This window comes from Pseudomonas marginalis (assembly GCF_024169655.1).
Lineage (GTDB): Bacteria > Pseudomonadota > Gammaproteobacteria > Pseudomonadales > Pseudomonadaceae > Aquipseudomonas > Aquipseudomonas paraveronii.
Genome location: NZ_JALJWV010000001.1, coordinates 6,314,576 through 6,332,490, shown reverse-complemented (window position 1 = coordinate 6,332,490; position 17,915 = coordinate 6,314,576). Strand labels below are relative to the sequence as shown.

The window sequence follows — 17,915 nt, the reverse complement described above, 5'->3', positions numbered from 1 at the left end:
CGCTTTTTGCGCAAATAGAGAGTCGCAGGAATGAAGCCGTTCACCTCCCGTTATCTGCTCCTTGCCGCATTTTCCCTGCTGCTGGGCGCCTGTCAAAGTACCCCGCCCGCCGCCCCCGAGGCCCAGGACGCACGCGCTGTCGCCATCGCACAGTTGGAGCAAAACCTGGCCAGCAGCGAGCTGGCCACCGCCGAAGACCAACTGACCGCGCTGCAAGCCCAGTCGCCCAACGATCCGGCGCTCGAGGCTTACCAACGCCAACTGGCCGAAGCCTACCTGCAACGCAGTCAAATCGTGTTGCAAAAAGGTGATGTCAACGCCGCCGCTACCGCCCTCAGCCGCGCCCGTGCATTGATGCCCAAGGCTCCGGCGCTGACCGGTGGCGTCAACAGCGCCATCACCCATGCGCGCAAAGCCGAGCTGGACAAAGCCGAGGCCGCCCTCAAGGCCGCCGAAACCAAACCCGTCGCCAAGGTCATCGACCCGGCTGCGCAAAGCACCACCGTGGCGCTGAACCTCACCGACATCGAAGAACTGCGCCATCAGCTGGATGCCATCGCCACCGACGTGGTGAATTACCAGTGCGATGTGACCATCCAGGCACCGCGCACCCAGGATTACCCGTGGCTGGCAACCTTGCTGAGCAAACGGGTCAAGCGCATTGATGCGGGGTACGACCTGAAGATTCACCGGCAGATTCTGAAGACTATTCCGGCGCAGGTTGTGCTGATTCCGCGCAAGGCGGAATAAAGCCATCGGGGGCAAGCCCCCTCCCACACGGTGAATGCATTCACAGTGTGGGAGGGGGCTTGCCCCCGATGGCGATCTAACCAACAGCAGATGACTTAAGCCGGAACCGCCTTGGCCTTCAGCTCACGCTCCCAGACCCGATGCTGGGCAATCGCTTTAAAGAACGCCTTGAACGCCTTGGCATCCGCCCCCACGATCAACCCCGCATCCGCCTCGAGCTTGAGCAGGTCGAGCAAGGGCTGCGCGTCACTGGCCACGGCAATCGCCTTCAAGTGTTTGTAGGCCTCCAGCAGGTAGTGCAACGCCACGCCATCCCCACTCAACGCCTTGATCGACGCCTTACCGCCGGGTACGAACACCGCATCGAACGCAATCGACGGCAGGCCCTCCATCGAGGCATCCACCGGCAGACTCTTGCCATCGAGCGTGGTGACCGGCGCCGAGGTCGGCCCCAGTAACTTGGCGTGTGCGCCCTCGGCCTCCAGCGCCTTCTTCAACGCGGCAATCGCCACGCCATCCACACCGTTCGCCGCCAGAATCGCCACTTTGCGCGTCTTGATATCGCCGGACAGTAAATTCGCCTGGCTCAGCGCAGGAGAGCGCTCCGGTTGGGTTTTGCGCTCTGGCACCGTGCCTTCGGTCGGCACCGGCAGCCCGAGGTTTTGCGCCACGCGCTTGGCCAGTTCCAGGTCAATGTTGGCGAGAATCTCGTTAACCTGACGCACACGGATGTACTCACGCTCCACCTTGCCCAGTTCAAAGCTGTAGGCCGCGATGATGTGTTCTTGCTCGTGCTTGCTCATGCTGCGGAAAAACAGGCGCGCCTGGGAAAAGTGATCGCCGAACGACTCACTGCGCTGGCGAATCTTGTGCGCGTCGACGCGCTCCGGATAGGACTCAAACCCGCCATCCTGCGCCGCTGGCGGGGTTTCCTTCGGCCAGCCGCCATCAATCGAGTTCGGCTCGTAAGACGCGCGCCCTTTATCGAGGGTGCTGCGGTGCATGGCATCGCGCTGGTTGTTATGCAAAGGCGTCACCGGCTGGTTGATCGGCAACTGATGAAAGTTCGGGCCACCCAGTCGGCTGATCTGTGTGTCGGTGTAGGAAAACAACCGGCCTTGCAGCAACGGGTCATTGGAGAAGTCGATCCCCGGCACGATATGCCCCGGGCAGAACGCGACCTGCTCGACTTCAGCGAAGAAGTTATCCGGGTTGCGGTTCAGCACCATCTTGCCCAATGGGGTAATCGGCACCACCTCCTCGGGAATCAGTTTGGTGGGGTCGAGGATGTCAAAGTCGAACGCGTGCTCCTTCGCCTCAGGAATCACCTGCACACCCAATTCCCATTCGGGGTAATCGCCACCTTCAATTGACTCCCACAGGTCGCGGCGGTGGTAGTCGGCATCTTTACCTGCGAGCTTTTGCGCTTCGTCCCACACCAGCGAGCAGGTGCCGACCGTAGGGCGCCAGTGGAATTTGACGAAGTTGGACTGCCCCTCTGCATTCACCAGGCGAAAGGTATGTACGCCGAAGCCCTGCATGCTGCGCAGGCTTTTCGGAATGGCCCGGTCAGACATGGCCCAGATCACCGTGTGCGCCGATTCCGGCTGCAGTGAGACAAAATCCCAGAACGTATCGTGGGCCGAGCCACCAGTAGGAGTTTCGTTGTGCGGCTCGGGCTTTACCGCATGCACAAAGTCGGGAAACTTGATCGCGTCCTGAATGAAAAATACCGGCACGTTGTTGCCCACCAGGTCGAAGTTGCCTTCGTCAGTGAAGAACTTAACCGCAAAACCGCGCACGTCACGCACTGTATCGCCCGAACCACGCGGGCCTTGCACGGTGGAAAAACGCGCGAACACCGGCGTTTTATGCTCGGGGTTACGCAGGAAACCGGCCTTGGTCAGTGCCGAATGGTTCTCATAGGTCTGGAAATAGCCGTGAGCGCCCGTACCACGCGCATGCACGATGCGCTCCGGGATACGTTCATGATCAAAGTGCGTGATTTTTTCACGCATGATGAAGTCTTCCAGCAGCGAGGGGCCACGGGCACCGACTCTCAAGGTGTTCTGGTTGTCGGAAATCTTCACGCCTTGGTTGGTACGCAGGGCCTGCCCAGTCGCATCGGAACGGAACGCTTCCAGGGCCTGCAGCTTGGCGTTGGTGTTGCCACGGTCCAGGGTATCGGTGCCGGCAAGTTCGCTCTTCGGCGGGGTGGCTGGCTTCTTGGTACTCATCAGACAAAACTCCTTATTCAAAGTGGCCAGAGCGGTCCCCGGCTCGTTTGAGCAAACCCCAGGCACGGCACCTGGGAAATCGAGTTGCTTAAGTAGTGACTGACACGAATTTGCACCGTTCCTTTTTTATGACCTTTGATCGCGTTATTGCCAAATCGCTGGTTGAAAGCGAAATAAATGCTAAGAAACGCTATACGGACAGGCTAAAATGCGCGCCCGGCTAACCGCTGATCCCTTTTCCATGCGCCCCACAAGGTTCGCTACGTGATCGAGTTTCATAACGTCCATAAAACCTACCGCGTCGCCGGTAAGGAAATCCCCGCGCTGCACCCCACCAGCCTGCGCGTCGAAAACGGCCAGGTGTTTGGGCTGATTGGCCACTCCGGCGCGGGGAAAAGTACCCTTCTGCGCCTGATCAATCGCCTCGAGCAACCCAGCGGCGGCCAGATCAACGTCGATGGCGAAGAAGTCACGGCCCTGGATGCCAACGGCCTGCGCCGTTTCCGCCAGCAGGTCGGGATGATTTTCCAGCACTTCAACCTGCTGGCCTCCAAGACCGTCGCCGACAACGTGGCGCTGCCACTGACCCTGGCCGGCGAGTTGTCGCGCAAGGCCATCGACCAGCGCGTCGCCGAACTGCTGGCGCGTGTCGGTCTGTCGGACCACGCCAAAAAGTACCCGGCGCAATTGTCCGGCGGCCAGAAGCAGCGCGTCGGCATTGCCCGCGCCCTGGCGACCAAGCCGAAAATCCTGCTGTGCGACGAAGCCACCAGCGCCCTCGACCCGCAGACCACCGCCTCGGTGCTGCAACTGCTGGCCGAGATCAACCGCGAGTTGAAACTCACCATCGTGCTGATCACCCACGAAATGGACGTGATCCGCCGCGTATGCGACCAGGTGGCCGTGATGGATGCCGGCATGATCGTCGAGCAAGGCTCGGTGGCCGATGTGTTCCTGCACCCCAAGCACCCGACCACCAAGCGCTTTGTCCAGGAAGCCGATCAGGTCGACGAAAGCGAGCAGCGCGATGACTTCGCCCACGTACCGGGCCGCATCGTGCGCCTGACGTTCCAGGGCGAAGCGACCTACGCGCCGTTACTGGGCACCGTCGCCCGTGAAACGGGGGTGGACTACAGCATCCTCGCCGGGCGTATCGACCGCATCAAAGACACCCCCTACGGGCAACTGACCCTCGCCGTCACCGGCGGCGACATGGAAGCAGCCTTTGCCCGCTTCACCGCCGCCGACGTCCACATGGAGGTGCTGCGCTAATGGAAGTGCTGTTGAGTTTCTTCGCCAATATCGACTGGTCCGAAATCTGGCTCGCCACCGGCGATACCATGACCATGCTGTTCGGTTCGCTGTTTTTCACCGTGCTGCTCGGCTTGCCATTGGGCGTGCTGCTGTTTCTGTGCAGCCCGCGCCAGTTGTTCGAGCAAAAAGGCCTGTACGCGTTGCTGTCGCTGATTGTGAACATCCTGCGCTCGCTGCCGTTCATCATCCTGTTGATCGTGATGATCCCGTTCACCGTGCTGATCACCGGCACCTCGCTGGGTGTGGCCGGGGCGATTCCGCCGCTGGTCGTAGGGGCAACACCGTTCTTTGCGCGCCTGGTGGAAACCGCGCTGCGTGAAGTAGACCGCGGCATCATCGAAGCCACCCAGTCCATGGGCGCCAGCACGCGCCAGATCATCACCCATGCGTTATTGCCTGAGGCCCGCCCCGGCATTTTCGCGGCGATTACGGTGACGGCTATTACACTGGTGTCCTACACGGCCATGGCCGGTGTTGTCGGTGCCGGTGGCCTGGGCGACCTGGCGATCCGTTTCGGCTACCAGCGCTTCCAGACCGATGTGATGGTGGTCACCGTGGTGATGCTGTTGATCCTGGTGCAAATTCTGCAAACCGTCGGCGACAAGCTGGTGGTGCATTTTTCTCGAAAATAACGGCTATTGCCGGCCACACGCCGATAGATACCCGAACAAGGAGCTTGTTGAATGAAAAAACTACTGGTTGCTTTCGCCGCCGTTGCCGCGTTTTCCGCCCACGCCGCCGAGACCCTTACCGTCGCCGCGTCGCCGGTACCCCACGCGGAAATTCTGGAGTTCGTTAAACCTGCGCTCGCCAAAGAAGGCGTGGACTTGCAGGTCAAAGTCTTCACCGACTACGTGCAGCCCAACGTCCAAGTGGCTGAAAAGCGCCTGGACGCCAACTTCTTCCAGCACCAGCCGTACCTGGATGAGTTCAACAAAGCCAAGGGCACGCACCTGGTGAGCGTCGGCGCGGTCCACCTGGAACCCCTGGGCGCTTACTCCAGCAAACACAAGACCCTGGCCGACCTGCCTGAAGGTGCCAACGTCGTGATCCCGAACGACGCCACCAACGGCGGCCGTGCGCTGTTGCTGCTGGCCAAGCACGACCTGATCACCCTGAAGGACCCGACCAACATCCTGTCGACCATCAAGGACATCACCGCCAACCCGAAAAAACTCAAGTTCCGCGAACTGGAAGCCGCCACCTTGCCGCGCGTGCTGACCCAGGTGGACCTGGCGCTGATCAACACCAACTACGCACTGGAAGCCAAGCTGGACCCGTCCAAGGACGCCCTGGTCATCGAAGGCAGCGACTCGCCTTACGTGAACATCCTGGTGACCCGCGAAGACAACAAAGACTCGGACGCCGTGAAGAAGCTGGTCGCAGCCCTGCACACGCCTGAAGTGAAGAAGTTCATCGAAGAGAAGTACAAAGGCGCGATCAAGCCGGCGTTCTGATCCGACTCGCTCCCCAACACACCGCACATCAAAAAATGTGGGAGAGGGCTTGCCCCCTCCCACCTGTGTTTTGTGTTGCCTGTTACTTACGCTGCAACAGCCCCGGCAACTGCACCACCAGCTTCTGGTTGTTCAACGGCGCACGGATAAACCCACGCTGCGTCCCATCCGGGCCGATCAGCGCAAGGTTGCCGCTGTGGTCGACCGTGTAGTTCGGCTTGGTCGTGTCCGCCGGAATGAACGGGATGCTCACCGCGTTCGACACCTTCTGCACATCGTCCACATTCGCGCCGGTCAGGCCTTGGAATTGCGGGTCGAAATAGCCCAGGTATTGCTTGAGCTGAGTCGGCGTGTCGCGGTTCGGGTCGACGCTGACCAGGATCACCTGCAACTTATCCACAGCCTCTTTGGGCAACTCGCTCTTGATCTGGCGCAGTTGGGCAAGGGTGGTGGGGCAGATGTCCGGGCAGAAGGTGTAGCCGAAGAACAGCAGGCTCCACTTACCCTTCAACTCGTTGACCAGCACCGGCTGGCCGTCCTGGTTGGTCATGGTCACTGGCGGCAATTGGCGGCTTTGCGGCAGCAGGATGATACCGGCATCGATCAAGGCGGTCGGGTCGCCCTGGCCCTTGCCCGAGAGCACTTTGTTGACGGTCAGGCCCATGATCAACGCGACAATGGCCACCAGAATGAAGACAGTTTTTTGAGTTCGAGTCATAGGTTCAACAGTAAGTAGTGGTCTACGAGCAGGGCGATAAACAGCAGGAACAAGTACCAGATAGAGTACTTGAAGGTGTTGATCGCCGCGTGCGGCTGAGCGCCACGGTACAGCACCCAGGCCCATTGCAGAAAGCGTGCGCCCAACACCAGCGCAGATCCGAGGTACAGCAGGCCGCTCATATGGATGACGTAAGGCATCAGGCTCACCGCCAGCAGGACGCAGGTGTAGAGCAGGATATGCACCTTGGTGTAGTGCTCGCCATGGGTGACCGGCAGCATCGGAATATCGGCCTTGGCGTATTCCTCCTTGCGGTGAATGGCCAGGGCCCAGAAGTGCGGCGGGGTCCAGGCGAAGATGATCAGCACCAGCAACAGCGGCTCGGCGCTGATATGTCCGGTAACCGCAACCCAGCCCAACAGCGGCGGTGCCGCGCCGGCCAGGCCACCGATGACGATGTTCTGCGGCGTCGCACGCTTGAGAAAGCCGGTGTAAATCACCGCATAACCGAGTAACGAGGCCAGCGTCAGCCACGCCGCCAGCGGGTTGGTGAACGCCAGCAGCAGCGCCAACCCGGCAACAGCCAGAAACAATGCAAAGGCCAGCGCAGCCACGGGCGACACCCGCCCCTGGGCGATCGGGCGCTTTTGTGTGCGTGCCATCAGCGTATCGATGCGCCGATCCACGACGTGGTTGACCACCGCCGCGCCACCGGCACACAGGGCGATCCCCAGGTTGCCGAAGATCAGCACCGCCCACGGCACCCCGGCGCGGGTGGCGAGGAACATGCCCACCAGCGAGGTGATGAGCATCAGCACCACCACTTTCGGCTTGGTCAGCTCCAGGTAATCACGCCAGATCGCCTGGCCGTGACGCGCGCCGATCAAGGTCGCCATGGCATCTCTCCTTTAAGGGTGATGAGGCCCGATACGTGTTTACGCGGGCTGAAGCGCCAGCCGAACGGCAACTGGCGGCGCACCCGGACCAGGCTGGTGCGGGCGTGATAATTGACCAGTACCAGGGTCAGCAACAAGGCTGCGCCACCGGCGTTGTGACCGACCGCAACGGGTAATGGCAGATGGAAATACACGTTGCTCAGGCCCAGGCAGATTTGTGCCGCCAGGGCGATCAGCAGCAGCCCCGCGAGCCGGGTCATGCCCACGGCGCGCAGTTGCCAGGCCAGGCCCAGCAACACCAGGGTGACCAGCAGCGCGCCGACGCGGTGGGTCAGGTGGATGGCCGTGCGCGCATCGCTGTCGAGCTGGCCGCCGAGGTAATTGGGACCTATGTGCTGGGTCAGGTGGAAGCCATTGGCAAAGTCCGCCGCCGGCCACCACTGGCCATGACAGGTAGGCAAATCGATACAGGCCACCGCTGCGTAGTTGGAACTCACCCAACCACCCAGCGCAATCTGCCCGATCACCAGCACCAACCCCGCCGTCGCCCAATATTGCAGGCGCTTGGGCACGATCAACGCAGGCAGTACGCCGGACAGGCGCAGCGTCAGCAGAAACAACAGGCTCAAGGTCGCAAAGCCGCCCAACAGATGCCCGGTCACCACTTGCGGCCAGAGCTTGAGCGTCACCGTCCACATGCCGAACGCCGCCTGGGCCAACACCACCGCCAACAGGAACAGCGGCAACTTTACCGGCTGGCCGGGGTCGCGCCGATGCCGCCAGGAGCGCGCCGCCAGCAGCACGATCAGCAGGCCCAGGGTGCCGGCAAAGTAACGATGGACCATCTCGCTCCAGCCTTTGTCGGCCTCCACCGGCGTGTCCGGAAAATGCAGCTCGGCATGGGCCAGTTGGGCTTCGCTTTGCGGCACGCTGATAAAGCCGTAGCACCCCGGCCAGTCCGGGCAACCCAGGCCGGCGTGGGTCAGGCGCGTGTAGGCGCCGAGCAACACGACGATCAGCGCCAGCAAGGTGGCAAACAGCGCGAGGCGAAATCCAGGTTTGGCCATGACGATGCCCTTATCCGATGTTCGACAGTTTCAGCAGTTGGCGCAGGTCGTTGAGCAAGTCCTTGCCCTTGACCGTCGTGTCGTAGCGCAGCACCAGGTTGCCGTGGGGGTCGACGATCCACAGTTGCGCCTCGCCCGGTGCGGCGGCGGCTTTGCCGAAGGTCGTCAGGTCCAGCGGGTAGCGTTGCAATTGCGGGTATTCGGCCTTGAGCTTGGCGTCGTAATCGGCGCCGACCGGCAGCGCACTGGCCAGGGCATGACTGGCGCGGGAGGCATCGCGCCCGAGGCCGATCTGCAGTTGCCGCGCCAGGTACACCAATTGCTGGCACTCGGCGGCGCAGGCGCGGGGCGCAGTGACCAGCAACTGCCAGCGCTGTTCGTCGGCCTGCACGCCGATGTCGGCACGGGTCTGGCCGTTACCGATCAGTTCACCGTGGTAACTGCGACTGTCCGGCACCCAGAACTGCAGCTTGTACATAAACGTGGCGAGCACCATCGGGCCGATCACCATCAGCAGGATCAGGATCAGTTGCCAGCGACCCTTGCGCCGGTCGGGCGTTGCTGGCGCATCAGACATGTTGAGTGGATTCATGGCCGCTCCCATGGTGCTTCTCCTTTGCGTTGTGCCATCCGAGGTAGAGGTAAAGGCTCAGCAGCGCCAGCGCCATGGCGAACCATTGCACCGCATAGGCCAGGTGTTTTTCCGGGCCCATGGCAACGATGGGCCAGGTGGTTTCATACGTACCGGGGCCGGCTTCGGCGCGCAGCTCGTAGGCAAAACCGCTGCGGCCCAACTCGGCCCACAACGCGGCGGGATGCAGCGCGGTGAGCAGGCGCGGCCATTGCGCGGTCGCCAGGTCGGCATGCAACTGGAAGGTTTCGCCGGGCGCGATGTACACCCAGGCGTCAAGATTTACCGGCTGCTCCGGCGTGCTGAAGACGGGCGGCGCGCGCCGATCCGGCCAGGGCAACCAGCCGCGATTGAGCAACAGCCACAGGCCGCTGGCCTGGTCGTGGAACGGTTGCAGCAGCTCGACCCCAGCCTTGCCATTACGCATGCGGTTGTCGAGCAACACGCTGTGCTCGCCGTCGAATTGGCCGCGCAGATGCACGCGACGGAAGGCCGGGTCAGCCATGTCGCCGAGTTGCGCACTGCCCACCGGCTCAGCGGCACGGCGCTCGGCATAGCTGTCCACCATCAACTGTTTTTCATGGCCGCGTGACAGTTGCCAGAAGCCCAAGCCCACCATCAGCGGCAGCAACACGAGCACCACCAACGTCGGCGCGATACCGGGGCGAAAGCGCTGGATAGCACTGGCTATACTGAATTTCATCGCCCCTCCCTCTGTAAGCCCTGGAGCCAGACCATGCTCAAAGCCGCCATTGCCCTGATGCTGATCGCGACCGTCGCAAGCCTGTTCAGCGGCTTGTTCTTTTTGGTCAAGGACGAGGGCCACTCCAACCGCCTCGTCACGGCCTTGACCGTGCGTGTCGTACTGGCCGTGATCACCGTGGCGTTGATCGCCTGGGGCTTTTTCAGCGGCCAGTTGGTGTCGCATGCGCCTTGGTAGCGCGCCTCACAGCACATACACGAAGAAAAACAGGCCGATCCAGACCACATCCACAAAGTGCCAATACCAACTGGCGGCTTCGAAACCGAATTGATGCTCGGCATTGAAGTGCCCGCGCAGGATGCGCATCAGCATCACGAACAGAATGATGGTGCCGATGGTTACGTGAGCCCCGTGAAAACCCGTGAGCATGAAGAAGGTCGCGCCGTACACGCCGGAGCCCAGGGTCAGGCCCAGCTCTTTGTAAGCGTGGATGTATTCCTCGGCCTGGAACCCGAGAAAGCCCAGGCCCAGCAGCACCGTGAGCGCCAGCCAGATTTTCAGCGCGCCACGATGGCCTTTGCGCAGCGCATGGTGGGCGATGGTGATGGTCACGCTGGAACTCACCAGCAGGATGGTGTTGACCAGCGGCAGGCCCCACGGGCTGATAGTGCCTTCGGGCGCGGGAAACAGCTTGGGATCAGGGTTGTTGAGCAGCGGCCAGGCAAACTCGAAACTCGGCCACAGCATATGCGCGATGCCTTTGGAGCCTTCGCCCGCCAACCACGGCGCCGACATATGCCGCACATAAAACAGCGCGCCGAAGAACGCGATAAAGAACATCACTTCGGAAAAGATGAACCAAGTCATGCCCCAGCGAAACGAGCGGTCCATCTGCGCGCTGTACAACCCGGCGCGGCTTTCCTTGATCACCGCACCGAACCAACCGAACAGCATGTAGGCCAGCAGCAAGCCGCCGACGAAAAAGATCCACGGCCCGTGGGATTCCGGGCGCGCAGCCTTCAGGTCGTTGAACCACACGGCCAGGCCATACACGGTGACCAGCAGGCCAACCGTGGCAATTATCGGCCATTTGCTTTGCGCTGGTACGTAGTACGTATCATGAGTCGACATGTATTCGCTCTCCTGATTGAGCGGGCAAACAGTAGCTAGCCGCCGCTATGGACAGCCACGGGCGGTTGGCGCGCGGTGATATCAAACAGCGTGTACGCCAGGGTCAAATGCTTCACATCCTTGGGCATGTCGCGATCGACAATGAAGCGCACCGGCATTTCGATGCGCTCACCGGGTTGCAGCACTTGCTGGGTGAAGCAAAAGCACTCGGTCTTGTGGAAGTACATCGCCGCTTCGGCCGGGGAAATGCTCGGGATCGCCTGAGCGGTCATCGGCTTGTCGCTGGGGTTGTAGGCCACGAAGAGCATTTCGTTGACCGCGCCGGGGTTGACCACGATCTCATCGGCCTTGGAATGGAACTCCCAGACCATGTCGATGGCATTGGTGGACAGGAACTGCACCCGCACCTGGCGCGAAGGATCGACGATCTGCTCGCCTTCATATTGCCCGGCCGTCTTGCCGTTGATGCCGAACGCCTTGCACATCACGTCGTAGATCGGCACGAGGGCAAAGCCGAAGGCGAACATCGCCAACACCAGGATCAGCAGGCGGGTGACCAGGCGCTTGAGTGGCACGGAGTCAGCCATGGCGATCACCCGACGGTGTGGGAGGAGGCTCGGCCTTACAGCCAAAGAAGGTGTCGACTGACACACCGCTATCGGGAGCAAGCGCCCTCCCACAGGAGATTTGTGCAAACCGGTTCATTTGACCTCCGGCGGCGTGGTGAAGGTGTGATACGGCGCGGGCGAGGGCACGCTCCACTCCAGGCCTTCGGCGCCGTCCCACGGCTTGGCCGGCGCCAGCGGGCCGCCACGGATGCACTTGATCACGATAAACAGGAAGAAGATCTGCGTGGCGCCGAACATGAAGGCACCGATGGACGAGACCATGTTGAAGTCAGCGAACTGCAGGTTGTAATCCGGCACCCGGCGCGGCATGCCGGCCAGCCCGACGAAGTGCATCGGAAAGAACGCCATGTTCATGCCCACGAAAGACAGCCAGAAGTGCAGCTTGCCCAGGGTTTCGTCGTACATGTGGCCGGTCCATTTCGGCAGCCAGTAGTAGGCCGAGGCGAAGATGCCGAAGATCGCGCCGGGCACCAGTACGTAATGGAAGTGCGCCACCACGAAGTAGGTGTCGTGGTACTGGAAGTCCGCCGGCGCGATGGCCAGCATCAAGCCGGAGAAACCGCCGATGGTGAACAGGATCACGAACGCCACCGCAAACAGCATCGGCGTCTCGAACGTCAGCGAGCCTTGCCACATGGTGCTGACCCAGTTGAACACCTTCACCCCCGTCGGGACGGCGATCAGCAGGGTGGCGTACATGAAGAACAACTCGCCCACCAGCGGAATGCCGACCACGAACATGTGGTGCGCCCACACGATAAATGACAGGAACGCGATGCTCGCCGTGGCGTAGACCATCGAGGTGTAGCCAAACAGCGGTTTGCGCGAAAAGGTCGGGATGATCGAGCTGACGGCGCCGAAGGCCGGCAGGATCATGATGTACACCTCGGGATGGCCGAAGAACCAGAACACATGCTGGAACAACACCGGATCACCACCGCCGGCCGCACTGAAGAAGCTGGTGCCGAAGTGGATGTCCATCAACATCATGGTCACACAACCGGCCAGCACCGGCATCACCGCGATCAGCAGGAAGGCGGTGATCAGCCAGGTCCACACGAACAGCGGCATTTTCATCAGGGTCATGCCCGGTGCGCGCAGGTTGAGGATGGTGGCGACCACGTTGATCGCGCCCATGATCGAACTGATGCCCATCAGGTGGATGGCGAAGATGAAGAAGGTCACGCTTTCCGGGGCGTAGGTCGTGGAGAGCGGGGCGTAGAAGGTCCAGCCGAAATTCGGTCCGCCGCCCGGAGTGAACAGGGTCGAGACCAGCAGCAGGAACGCCGCCGGCAGCAGCCAGAAGCTGAAGTTGTTCATACGCGGCAGGGCCATGTCCGGCGCGCCGATCATCAGCGGGATCATCCAGTTGGCCAGACCGACGAACGCCGGCATCACCGCGCCGAACACCATGATCAAGCCGTGCATGGTGGTCATCTGGTTGAAGAACGCCGGCTCGACGATCTGCAGCCCGGGCTGGAACAGCTCGGCGCGGATCACCATGGCGAACGAGCCGCCGAGCAGGAACATGGTGAAGGCAAACCACAGGTACATCGTGCCGATGTCTTTGTGGTTGGTGGTCAGCACCCAGCGCATCAAACCCTTGGCGGGGCCGTGGGCATGGTCACTGGCGTGGCCATGGTCATCGATCACAGCGCTCATGGCCGTTCTCCTGCAAACGAGTGGGCGGGGCGGTTCAGGGCATTCGCAATGAAGTGAGTCATTTGCTTTGCGCCTGTTTCAGAGCCAGCACGTCTTTGGGCGTGACCATGTCGCCTTTGTTGTTGCCCCAGGCGTTGCGCTCGTAGGTCACCACCGCGGCGATATCCACTTCCGAGAGTTGCTTGCCGAAGGCGGCCATGGCGGTGCCGGGCTTGCCGAAGTAGACGCGGTGCAGGTGGTCTTCCTTGCTTCCGGTGGCGATCGGCGAGCCTTTGAGTGCCGGGAACATCGGCGGCAGGCCCTGGCCTTCGGCCTGGTGACAGGCCACGCAGGCGCTGTGGTAGACCTTGTCGCCACGGGCCACCAGCTCTTCGCGCGTCCACTCTTTGGAGGTCAGCTCCTTGAGCTTGGCGGCCTCGGCCTTGCGCTCGCCGAGCCAGGTGTCGTAGTCGGCCTTGGACTTGACCTCGACCACGATGGGCATGAAGCCGTGGTCCTTGCCGCACAGTTCGGCGCACTGGCCCCGGTAGATGCCGGGCTTCTCGACACGGGTCCAGGCCTCGTTGATGAAACCGGGGATGGCATCGCGCTTGACCGCAAAGGCCGGCACCCACCAGGAGTGGATCACGTCCGCAGCGGTCACCAGAAAACGCACCTTGGCGCCCACCGGCAACACCAGCGGCTGATCGACTTCCAGCAGGTAATGTTCGCCCTTGGTGGCCTGGTTATGGATTTGCTCGGCGGGCGTGGCCAGGTTGCTGAAGAACTCCACATCCTGGCCGAGGTATTTGTAATGCCACTTCCACTGATAGCCGGTGATCTGGATATCGATATCCGATTCCGTGCTGTCGTAGATGTTGATCAGGGTCTTGGTCGCCGGGATGGCCATGGCCACCAGGATCAGCAAGGGCACTACGGTCCAGAGGATTTCCACGGTGGTGCTTTCGTGGAACTTGGCTGCCACCTGGCCCGTAGACCGGCGGTGAAGGATCATCGACCAGAACATCGCGCCAAATACGACAATGCCGATCACTACACAGATCCAGAAAATGGTCATGTGCAGGTCGAACACAGCGTGACTGACTTCTGTCGCCCCTGGCGCCATATTCGTTGTCCAGGCGGCGTGCGCCTGACCGAATACTGACCACAACAGGAGGCCCATCCAAACATGTGGATGTCGCGTCATTGCGGGTTCCCCTTATCGTTCTTGTTATCCCGCCGGTGTGCACCTGCGTCGAAGGGAGCGGCTTCCATACTGCTTACAACCGCTTAGCCTCACCTGCTTATGCAGTCTGGCGTCATCAGCTAATCGCGTACAAAACCGAGTATAGACAGCACCTGCAACCCCGCAATGTGTTGGGCCAAATGAGCTAAAACAGACGGACGGAGCCCATAAAATCGGGGACGGTATTGTTTATCCGACGAACGATGGCAATTCGATATAACCGCGGTGCATAACCATGAAATAATTATGACAAATGCGTCTTAGACGCTTGTATAAACGAACTACCTTGTCCTTTCCCTTTTCCTACGCCTGCTTCACTGGAGCTTTCATGAACACCGCCGCATTGCGCGAGCAGATTTCCCGTGCCCATCAACACGAAGCCAGCACTGGCCAACTGGCCCAGCAACTCGAGAAACAATTACCGCACCTGCACCCGGCCATCAGCCTGGCGGAGGGGGATCGCAACATCGTCATGACACGCTTTGTCACTGCCTACGTCGACCTCGTCCCGGACCTGCTGGACGCCGCCAACGACGTAGCCCGCGAGGCCGGCATCGAAAGCCAGGTCAAGCCGGTACTGAAGATTGCCGAGCAGTTTTTCCTGCAACCGCCAGCGATTCTGGCGGGGCATATTGGCCTCGACGGCCTGCTGGACGAGGCCTACCTGGCCCATCGTCTGGTTGAAGAGGTCAATGACCTGTATATCAAGCATTTCGGCCAACCGTTGATTCCGGCGGATACGACCGTGGCCAACCTGATTGCCCATCAACTGATCGGCGAGACATTTGCCAACCAGTTGGACGAAGCCGTCCACCATGCGGTGGATGAAATGCTCAACGAAGACAGCTTTGCGCTGGAATCGGTCGAGGCGTATCGCGAGCAGCTCAAAAGCGTGGCAACGGAAGCGGCGTGGAAGCGCTGGCCGTGCCTGTCACGCAAGCTGGGCGTTGAGTTGGAGCTGGATCAGTCGGCCTGAATCTTCGGCCTGACGCGAAACAAATGTGGGAGGGGGCTTGCCCCCGATGGCGGTGTGTCAGCTAGCGGATTAGGCACTGATTCACCGCCATCGGGGGCAAGCCCCCTCCCACATTTTTGATCCGGTTCCGTCAGTTGGTAAGCGGCGCCGAACCGATCCCCGTCGTCGTCCGCACCCGTCCCTCCAGCCGACGCTTCAACCCCCGCGCCTCGATCACCAGCTTCGCGCCCTTAGCCGCATTGGCCCGACCCCACTCCTCCAGCAACTCCAGACAAGAGTGGTCGATGTAACTCAAGTTACTCAGCGGTACATGCACGGTGGTTCCCGCAGGCACCGTCGACAGCACCTGGGTTAACGCCGGCACCTTCAGAAAGGTCGCTGCACCGCTCAAACGCAGTTCCATTTCGCCGATCTGGGGCAAATCGACCAGACTGATTTTCAGGCGCGAAGCCTTGAACGCCAGTTTCAGCAACGTCAGCCCGAAGCCCACCAGCACGCCGGTCAGCAGGTCGGTAAAGACGATAGCCAGCGCCGTGGCCGCGTAGGTAAACATCGGCATCCGCCCGTAGCGGCCCAACGCCCGGAACGCCTTGACGTCCACCAGCTTGATCCCGGTGTACACCAGCACGCCCGCCAAACTCGCCACCGGAATGCTCTGCAGCACGCTCGACAGCAGCAGCACGAACCCCAGCAGCCACACGCCGTGGAACATCGCCGACAAGCGCGTGGTGGCCCCGGCTTGCACGTTGGCCGAGCTGCGCACGATCACGCCGGTCATCGGCAAGGCGCCGACCAGGCCGCAGAGCATGTTGCCCACGCCTTGCGCAGACAATTCCTTATCGAAATCGGAACGCTGACCACTGTGCATACGGTCGACCGCTGCGGCGGAAAGCAGGGTTTCGGCACTGGCGATAAACGCCACGGCAAACGCGGCGATCAACAATTGAGGGTCGGCCAGGTTCAGCAGGTCGCTGGGACGCAGCCAATCGATGGCGTCGGCGAGGTTTTCCGGAACCTCCACGCGCTTGACCTGCAACGCGAGCACCAGGCTGGTTACCGTTGCCAGGCCCACCCCCAACAAGGCGCCCGGCACGAACCGCAGCGGTTGCGGGCGGAACTTATCCCACAGGTACATCACGAGCATGGTCGACAAACCCAGCAAACCGGCCTGCCAACCAAGGCCGCCGCCCAGCGTAGGAATCGCCTCTGCCAGCGCGGCCGGGAAGTTCGCCAGGTTATCCAGCCCTGATGGCTTGGGCGCCCCGTCGAGCATCACATGCACCTGCGACAGCACAATCAGCACACCGATCCCCGCCAGCATGCCGTAGACCACCGCGGGCGCCGTGACACGGAACCAGCAACCCAGACGCAAACGTCCGGCCACCAGTTGCAGGAAGCCGGCCAGCAGCAGGATCGGCCCGAGCATCAGCATGCCGTGCTGGCGCACCAGCTCAAACACCAATACCGCCAAACCCGCCGCCGGCCCGCTGACTTGCAGTGGCGAACCTGCCATCCAGCCCACCACCAGGCCACCGATAATCCCGGTGATCAGGCCCTTGGACGGCGGCATGCCGGACGCGATCGCGATCCCCATGCACAACGGCAGGGCGACCAGAAACACCACCACGGAAGCCAGCAGCTCCCGAGGCAATACAGCTTTTAATTGAGCAGCACGCATGATGACTCTCCCGAGGCATTCGCCGGGCACGGTAAAGCCTGGCTGCGTCCATGGCAGCCACCGCGTTACCCGGCAGGGAAGTGTGTTAGAAGCGCGCTTTAGGCGTCGCGGAGGGGATCGGCTCGGTGCCGTTCAGCGGTCGAAACGCCGCCTTTTCCGCATCGTAGGCGCGGATTTCACTGGTCTCGATGTCGTAGATCCAGCCATGGATATACAAATGACCATTGGCCATGCGCGAGGCCACGGAAGGGTGGGTGCGCAAATGCTGCAACTGGGCGATGACGTTTTCTTCGGTCAGCATCTTCATGCTCTCGCCTTCATTGGCGCAATCGCAGTTATCGTGAACCATGGTCTTGGCGACTTCGGCATGACGCAGCCAGGCTTTGACCGTCGGCATCTTCTCCAGGCTCGCCGGGTTGAGCACCGCACGCATCGCGCCGCAGTCGGAGTGCCCGCACACGATGATGTGCTGCACGCCCAGGGCAAGGACCGCGTACTCGATGGCGGTGGAAACGCCGCCGTTCATCTGCCCGTAGGGTGGCACCACGTTGCCGACGTTACGGGTCACGAACAGGTCGCCGGGCGAGCTCTGGGTAATCAGCTCGGGCACGATGCGCGAGTCGGCGCAGGTAATGAACATCGCTCGCGGGTTCTGGGCCGTGGCGAGTTTCTTGAAGAGCTCTTCTTGCTGAGGGAAGACGTCGTGATGGAAATGCAAAAAGCCGTCAACGATGTGCTTTAGCGCTGCATCGGCGGACTCCGCCACTTGAGCGGCTGAAGCCGACGCAGCCAACGGCTGTTTATCCTTGTCACTCATGATGCATCCTCTTGATTAATGCAG

At 61.4% G+C, this 17,915-nt stretch carries 18 protein-coding genes; 6 read left to right on the top strand and 12 right to left on the bottom strand.

Annotated features, from left to right (window positions below):
- Positions 1–30: 30 nt before the first annotated feature.
- Entirely contained in the window at positions 31–750 is a 720-nt protein-coding gene (locus J2Y83_RS29330) for a PA5502 family lipoprotein (protein ID WP_253400289.1), read from the top strand.
- 95 nt (positions 751–845) lie between these two features.
- On the opposite strand, the gene katE is transcribed toward J2Y83_RS29330, so the two are convergent.
- A complete protein-coding gene (gene katE, locus J2Y83_RS29325) occupies positions 846–3,008 on the bottom strand; it encodes a catalase HPII (RefSeq protein WP_301295071.1) in 2,163 nt (720 codons plus the stop codon).
- A gap of 243 nt (positions 3,009–3,251) precedes the next feature.
- Here katE and J2Y83_RS29320 point away from each other — a divergent pair, with 243 nt between their 5' ends.
- From J2Y83_RS29320 to J2Y83_RS29310, 3 genes are read left to right on the top strand one after another with little or no spacing between them, the layout of a single operon-like run.
- Positions 3,252–4,259, top strand: coding sequence for a methionine ABC transporter ATP-binding protein (locus tag J2Y83_RS29320; protein ID WP_253400287.1), 1,008 nt, complete (start codon positions 3,252–3,254; stop codon positions 4,257–4,259).
- On the top strand, positions 4,259–4,933 hold the full coding sequence (locus tag J2Y83_RS29315) for a methionine ABC transporter permease (protein WP_247399170.1): 675 nt from the start codon (positions 4,259–4,261) through the stop codon (positions 4,931–4,933). The genes J2Y83_RS29320 and J2Y83_RS29315 overlap by 1 nt, the downstream gene beginning before the upstream one ends.
- A gap of 51 nt (positions 4,934–4,984) precedes the next feature.
- Positions 4,985–5,758, top strand: a complete 774-nt coding sequence (locus J2Y83_RS29310) for a MetQ/NlpA family ABC transporter substrate-binding protein (protein ID WP_253400286.1) — start codon at positions 4,985–4,987, stop codon at positions 5,756–5,758.
- Between the two features lie 82 nt (positions 5,759–5,840).
- On the opposite strand, the gene J2Y83_RS29305 is transcribed toward J2Y83_RS29310, so the two are convergent.
- Genes J2Y83_RS29305 through J2Y83_RS29285 form a run of 5 tightly spaced genes read right to left on the bottom strand, consistent with a single transcriptional unit; the run spans position 5,841 to position 9,773 of the window.
- Positions 5,841–6,476, bottom strand: a complete 636-nt coding sequence (locus tag J2Y83_RS29305) for an SCO family protein (protein ID WP_253400285.1) — start codon at positions 6,474–6,476, stop codon at positions 5,841–5,843.
- A complete protein-coding gene (gene cyoE / locus J2Y83_RS29300) occupies positions 6,473–7,372 on the bottom strand; it encodes a heme o synthase (protein WP_253400284.1) in 900 nt (299 codons plus the stop codon). The genes J2Y83_RS29305 and cyoE overlap by 4 nt, the downstream gene beginning before the upstream one ends.
- Positions 7,360–8,439 carry a COX15/CtaA family protein gene (locus tag J2Y83_RS29295; RefSeq protein WP_253400283.1) on the bottom strand — a complete coding sequence of 360 codons (1,080 nt, stop codon included), beginning with the start codon at positions 8,437–8,439 and terminating at the stop codon, positions 7,360–7,362. The genes cyoE and J2Y83_RS29295 overlap by 13 nt, the downstream gene beginning before the upstream one ends.
- A gap of 10 nt (positions 8,440–8,449) precedes the next feature.
- On the bottom strand, positions 8,450–9,043 hold the full coding sequence (locus J2Y83_RS29290; protein ID WP_253400282.1) for a hypothetical protein: 594 nt from the start codon (positions 9,041–9,043) through the stop codon (positions 8,450–8,452).
- Positions 9,009–9,773 (bottom strand): SURF1 family protein, encoded by a 765-nt coding sequence (locus J2Y83_RS29285; RefSeq protein ID WP_253400281.1) that lies wholly within the window; start codon positions 9,771–9,773, stop codon positions 9,009–9,011. The genes J2Y83_RS29290 and J2Y83_RS29285 overlap by 35 nt, the downstream gene beginning before the upstream one ends.
- A 33-nt stretch (positions 9,774–9,806) precedes the next feature.
- Here J2Y83_RS29285 and J2Y83_RS29280 point away from each other — a divergent pair, with 33 nt between their 5' ends.
- Entirely contained in the window at positions 9,807–10,010 is a 204-nt protein-coding gene (locus J2Y83_RS29280; protein WP_017849009.1) for a twin transmembrane helix small protein, read from the top strand.
- A 6-nt stretch (positions 10,011–10,016) separates the two neighbouring features.
- Here J2Y83_RS29280 and J2Y83_RS29275 read toward each other — a convergent pair whose 3' ends face one another.
- The 4 genes from J2Y83_RS29275 to coxB form a co-directional block, all read right to left on the bottom strand.
- Positions 10,017–10,904, bottom strand: a complete 888-nt coding sequence (locus J2Y83_RS29275; RefSeq protein ID WP_253400280.1) for a cytochrome c oxidase subunit 3 — start codon at positions 10,902–10,904, stop codon at positions 10,017–10,019.
- A 35-nt stretch (positions 10,905–10,939) separates the two neighbouring features.
- Entirely contained in the window at positions 10,940–11,491 is a 552-nt protein-coding gene (locus tag J2Y83_RS29270; RefSeq protein ID WP_026140285.1) for a cytochrome c oxidase assembly protein, read from the bottom strand.
- Positions 11,492–11,605: 114 nt separating this feature from the next.
- Positions 11,606–13,195 (bottom strand): cytochrome c oxidase subunit I, encoded by a 1,590-nt coding sequence (gene ctaD / locus J2Y83_RS29265; protein WP_253400279.1) that lies wholly within the window; start codon positions 13,193–13,195, stop codon positions 11,606–11,608.
- A gap of 58 nt (positions 13,196–13,253) precedes the next feature.
- Complete coding sequence (coxB, locus tag J2Y83_RS29260) at positions 13,254–14,381, bottom strand: cytochrome c oxidase subunit II (protein ID WP_253400278.1); 1,128 nt, start codon at positions 14,379–14,381, stop codon at positions 13,254–13,256.
- A gap of 367 nt (positions 14,382–14,748) precedes the next feature.
- Here coxB and J2Y83_RS29255 point away from each other — a divergent pair, with 367 nt between their 5' ends.
- On the top strand, positions 14,749–15,396 hold the full coding sequence (locus tag J2Y83_RS29255) for a hypothetical protein (protein ID WP_253400277.1): 648 nt from the start codon (positions 14,749–14,751) through the stop codon (positions 15,394–15,396).
- Positions 15,397–15,526: 130 nt separating this feature from the next.
- Here the strand turns inward: J2Y83_RS29255 and J2Y83_RS29250 are convergent, their stop codons facing one another.
- Entirely contained in the window at positions 15,527–17,074 is a 1,548-nt protein-coding gene (locus J2Y83_RS29250; protein ID WP_253400276.1) for a SulP family inorganic anion transporter, read from the bottom strand.
- A gap of 85 nt (positions 17,075–17,159) precedes the next feature.
- Positions 17,160–17,891, bottom strand: coding sequence for a carbonic anhydrase (locus J2Y83_RS29245; RefSeq protein ID WP_247400246.1), 732 nt, complete (start codon positions 17,889–17,891; stop codon positions 17,160–17,162).
- Positions 17,892–17,915: the final 24 nt, after the last annotated feature.

Excerpts from the sequence above, each read along its gene's own strand:
- J2Y83_RS29330 (WP_253400289.1), top strand. The coding sequence starts at position 31 with ATGAAGCCGTTCACCTCCCGTTATCTGCTCCTTGCCGCATTTTCCCTG.
- J2Y83_RS29280 (WP_017849009.1), top strand. The coding sequence starts at position 9,807 with ATGCTCAAAGCCGCCATTGCCCTGATGCTGATCGCGACCGTCGCAAGC.
- ctaD (WP_253400279.1), bottom strand. The coding sequence starts at position 13,195 with ATGAGCGCTGTGATCGATGACCATGGCCACGCCAGTGACCATGCCCAC.
- J2Y83_RS29310 (WP_253400286.1), top strand. The coding sequence starts at position 4,985 with ATGAAAAAACTACTGGTTGCTTTCGCCGCCGTTGCCGCGTTTTCCGCC.
- J2Y83_RS29305 (WP_253400285.1), bottom strand. The coding sequence starts at position 6,476 with ATGACTCGAACTCAAAAAACTGTCTTCATTCTGGTGGCCATTGTCGCG.
- J2Y83_RS29275 (WP_253400280.1), bottom strand. The coding sequence starts at position 10,904 with ATGTCGACTCATGATACGTACTACGTACCAGCGCAAAGCAAATGGCCG.
- J2Y83_RS29270 (WP_026140285.1), bottom strand. The coding sequence starts at position 11,491 with ATGGCTGACTCCGTGCCACTCAAGCGCCTGGTCACCCGCCTGCTGATC.
- J2Y83_RS29245 (WP_247400246.1), bottom strand. The coding sequence starts at position 17,891 with ATGAGTGACAAGGATAAACAGCCGTTGGCTGCGTCGGCTTCAGCCGCT.
- J2Y83_RS29250 (WP_253400276.1), bottom strand. The coding sequence starts at position 17,074 with ATGCGTGCTGCTCAATTAAAAGCTGTATTGCCTCGGGAGCTGCTGGCT.
- cyoE (WP_253400284.1), bottom strand. The coding sequence starts at position 7,372 with ATGGCGACCTTGATCGGCGCGCGTCACGGCCAGGCGATCTGGCGTGAT.
- coxB (WP_253400278.1), bottom strand. The coding sequence starts at position 14,381 with ATGACGCGACATCCACATGTTTGGATGGGCCTCCTGTTGTGGTCAGTA.
- J2Y83_RS29315 (WP_247399170.1), top strand. The coding sequence starts at position 4,259 with ATGGAAGTGCTGTTGAGTTTCTTCGCCAATATCGACTGGTCCGAAATC.
- J2Y83_RS29285 (WP_253400281.1), bottom strand. The coding sequence starts at position 9,773 with ATGAAATTCAGTATAGCCAGTGCTATCCAGCGCTTTCGCCCCGGTATC.
- J2Y83_RS29295 (WP_253400283.1), bottom strand. The coding sequence starts at position 8,439 with ATGGCCAAACCTGGATTTCGCCTCGCGCTGTTTGCCACCTTGCTGGCG.
- J2Y83_RS29290 (WP_253400282.1), bottom strand. The coding sequence starts at position 9,043 with ATGGGAGCGGCCATGAATCCACTCAACATGTCTGATGCGCCAGCAACG.
- J2Y83_RS29255 (WP_253400277.1), top strand. The coding sequence starts at position 14,749 with ATGAACACCGCCGCATTGCGCGAGCAGATTTCCCGTGCCCATCAACAC.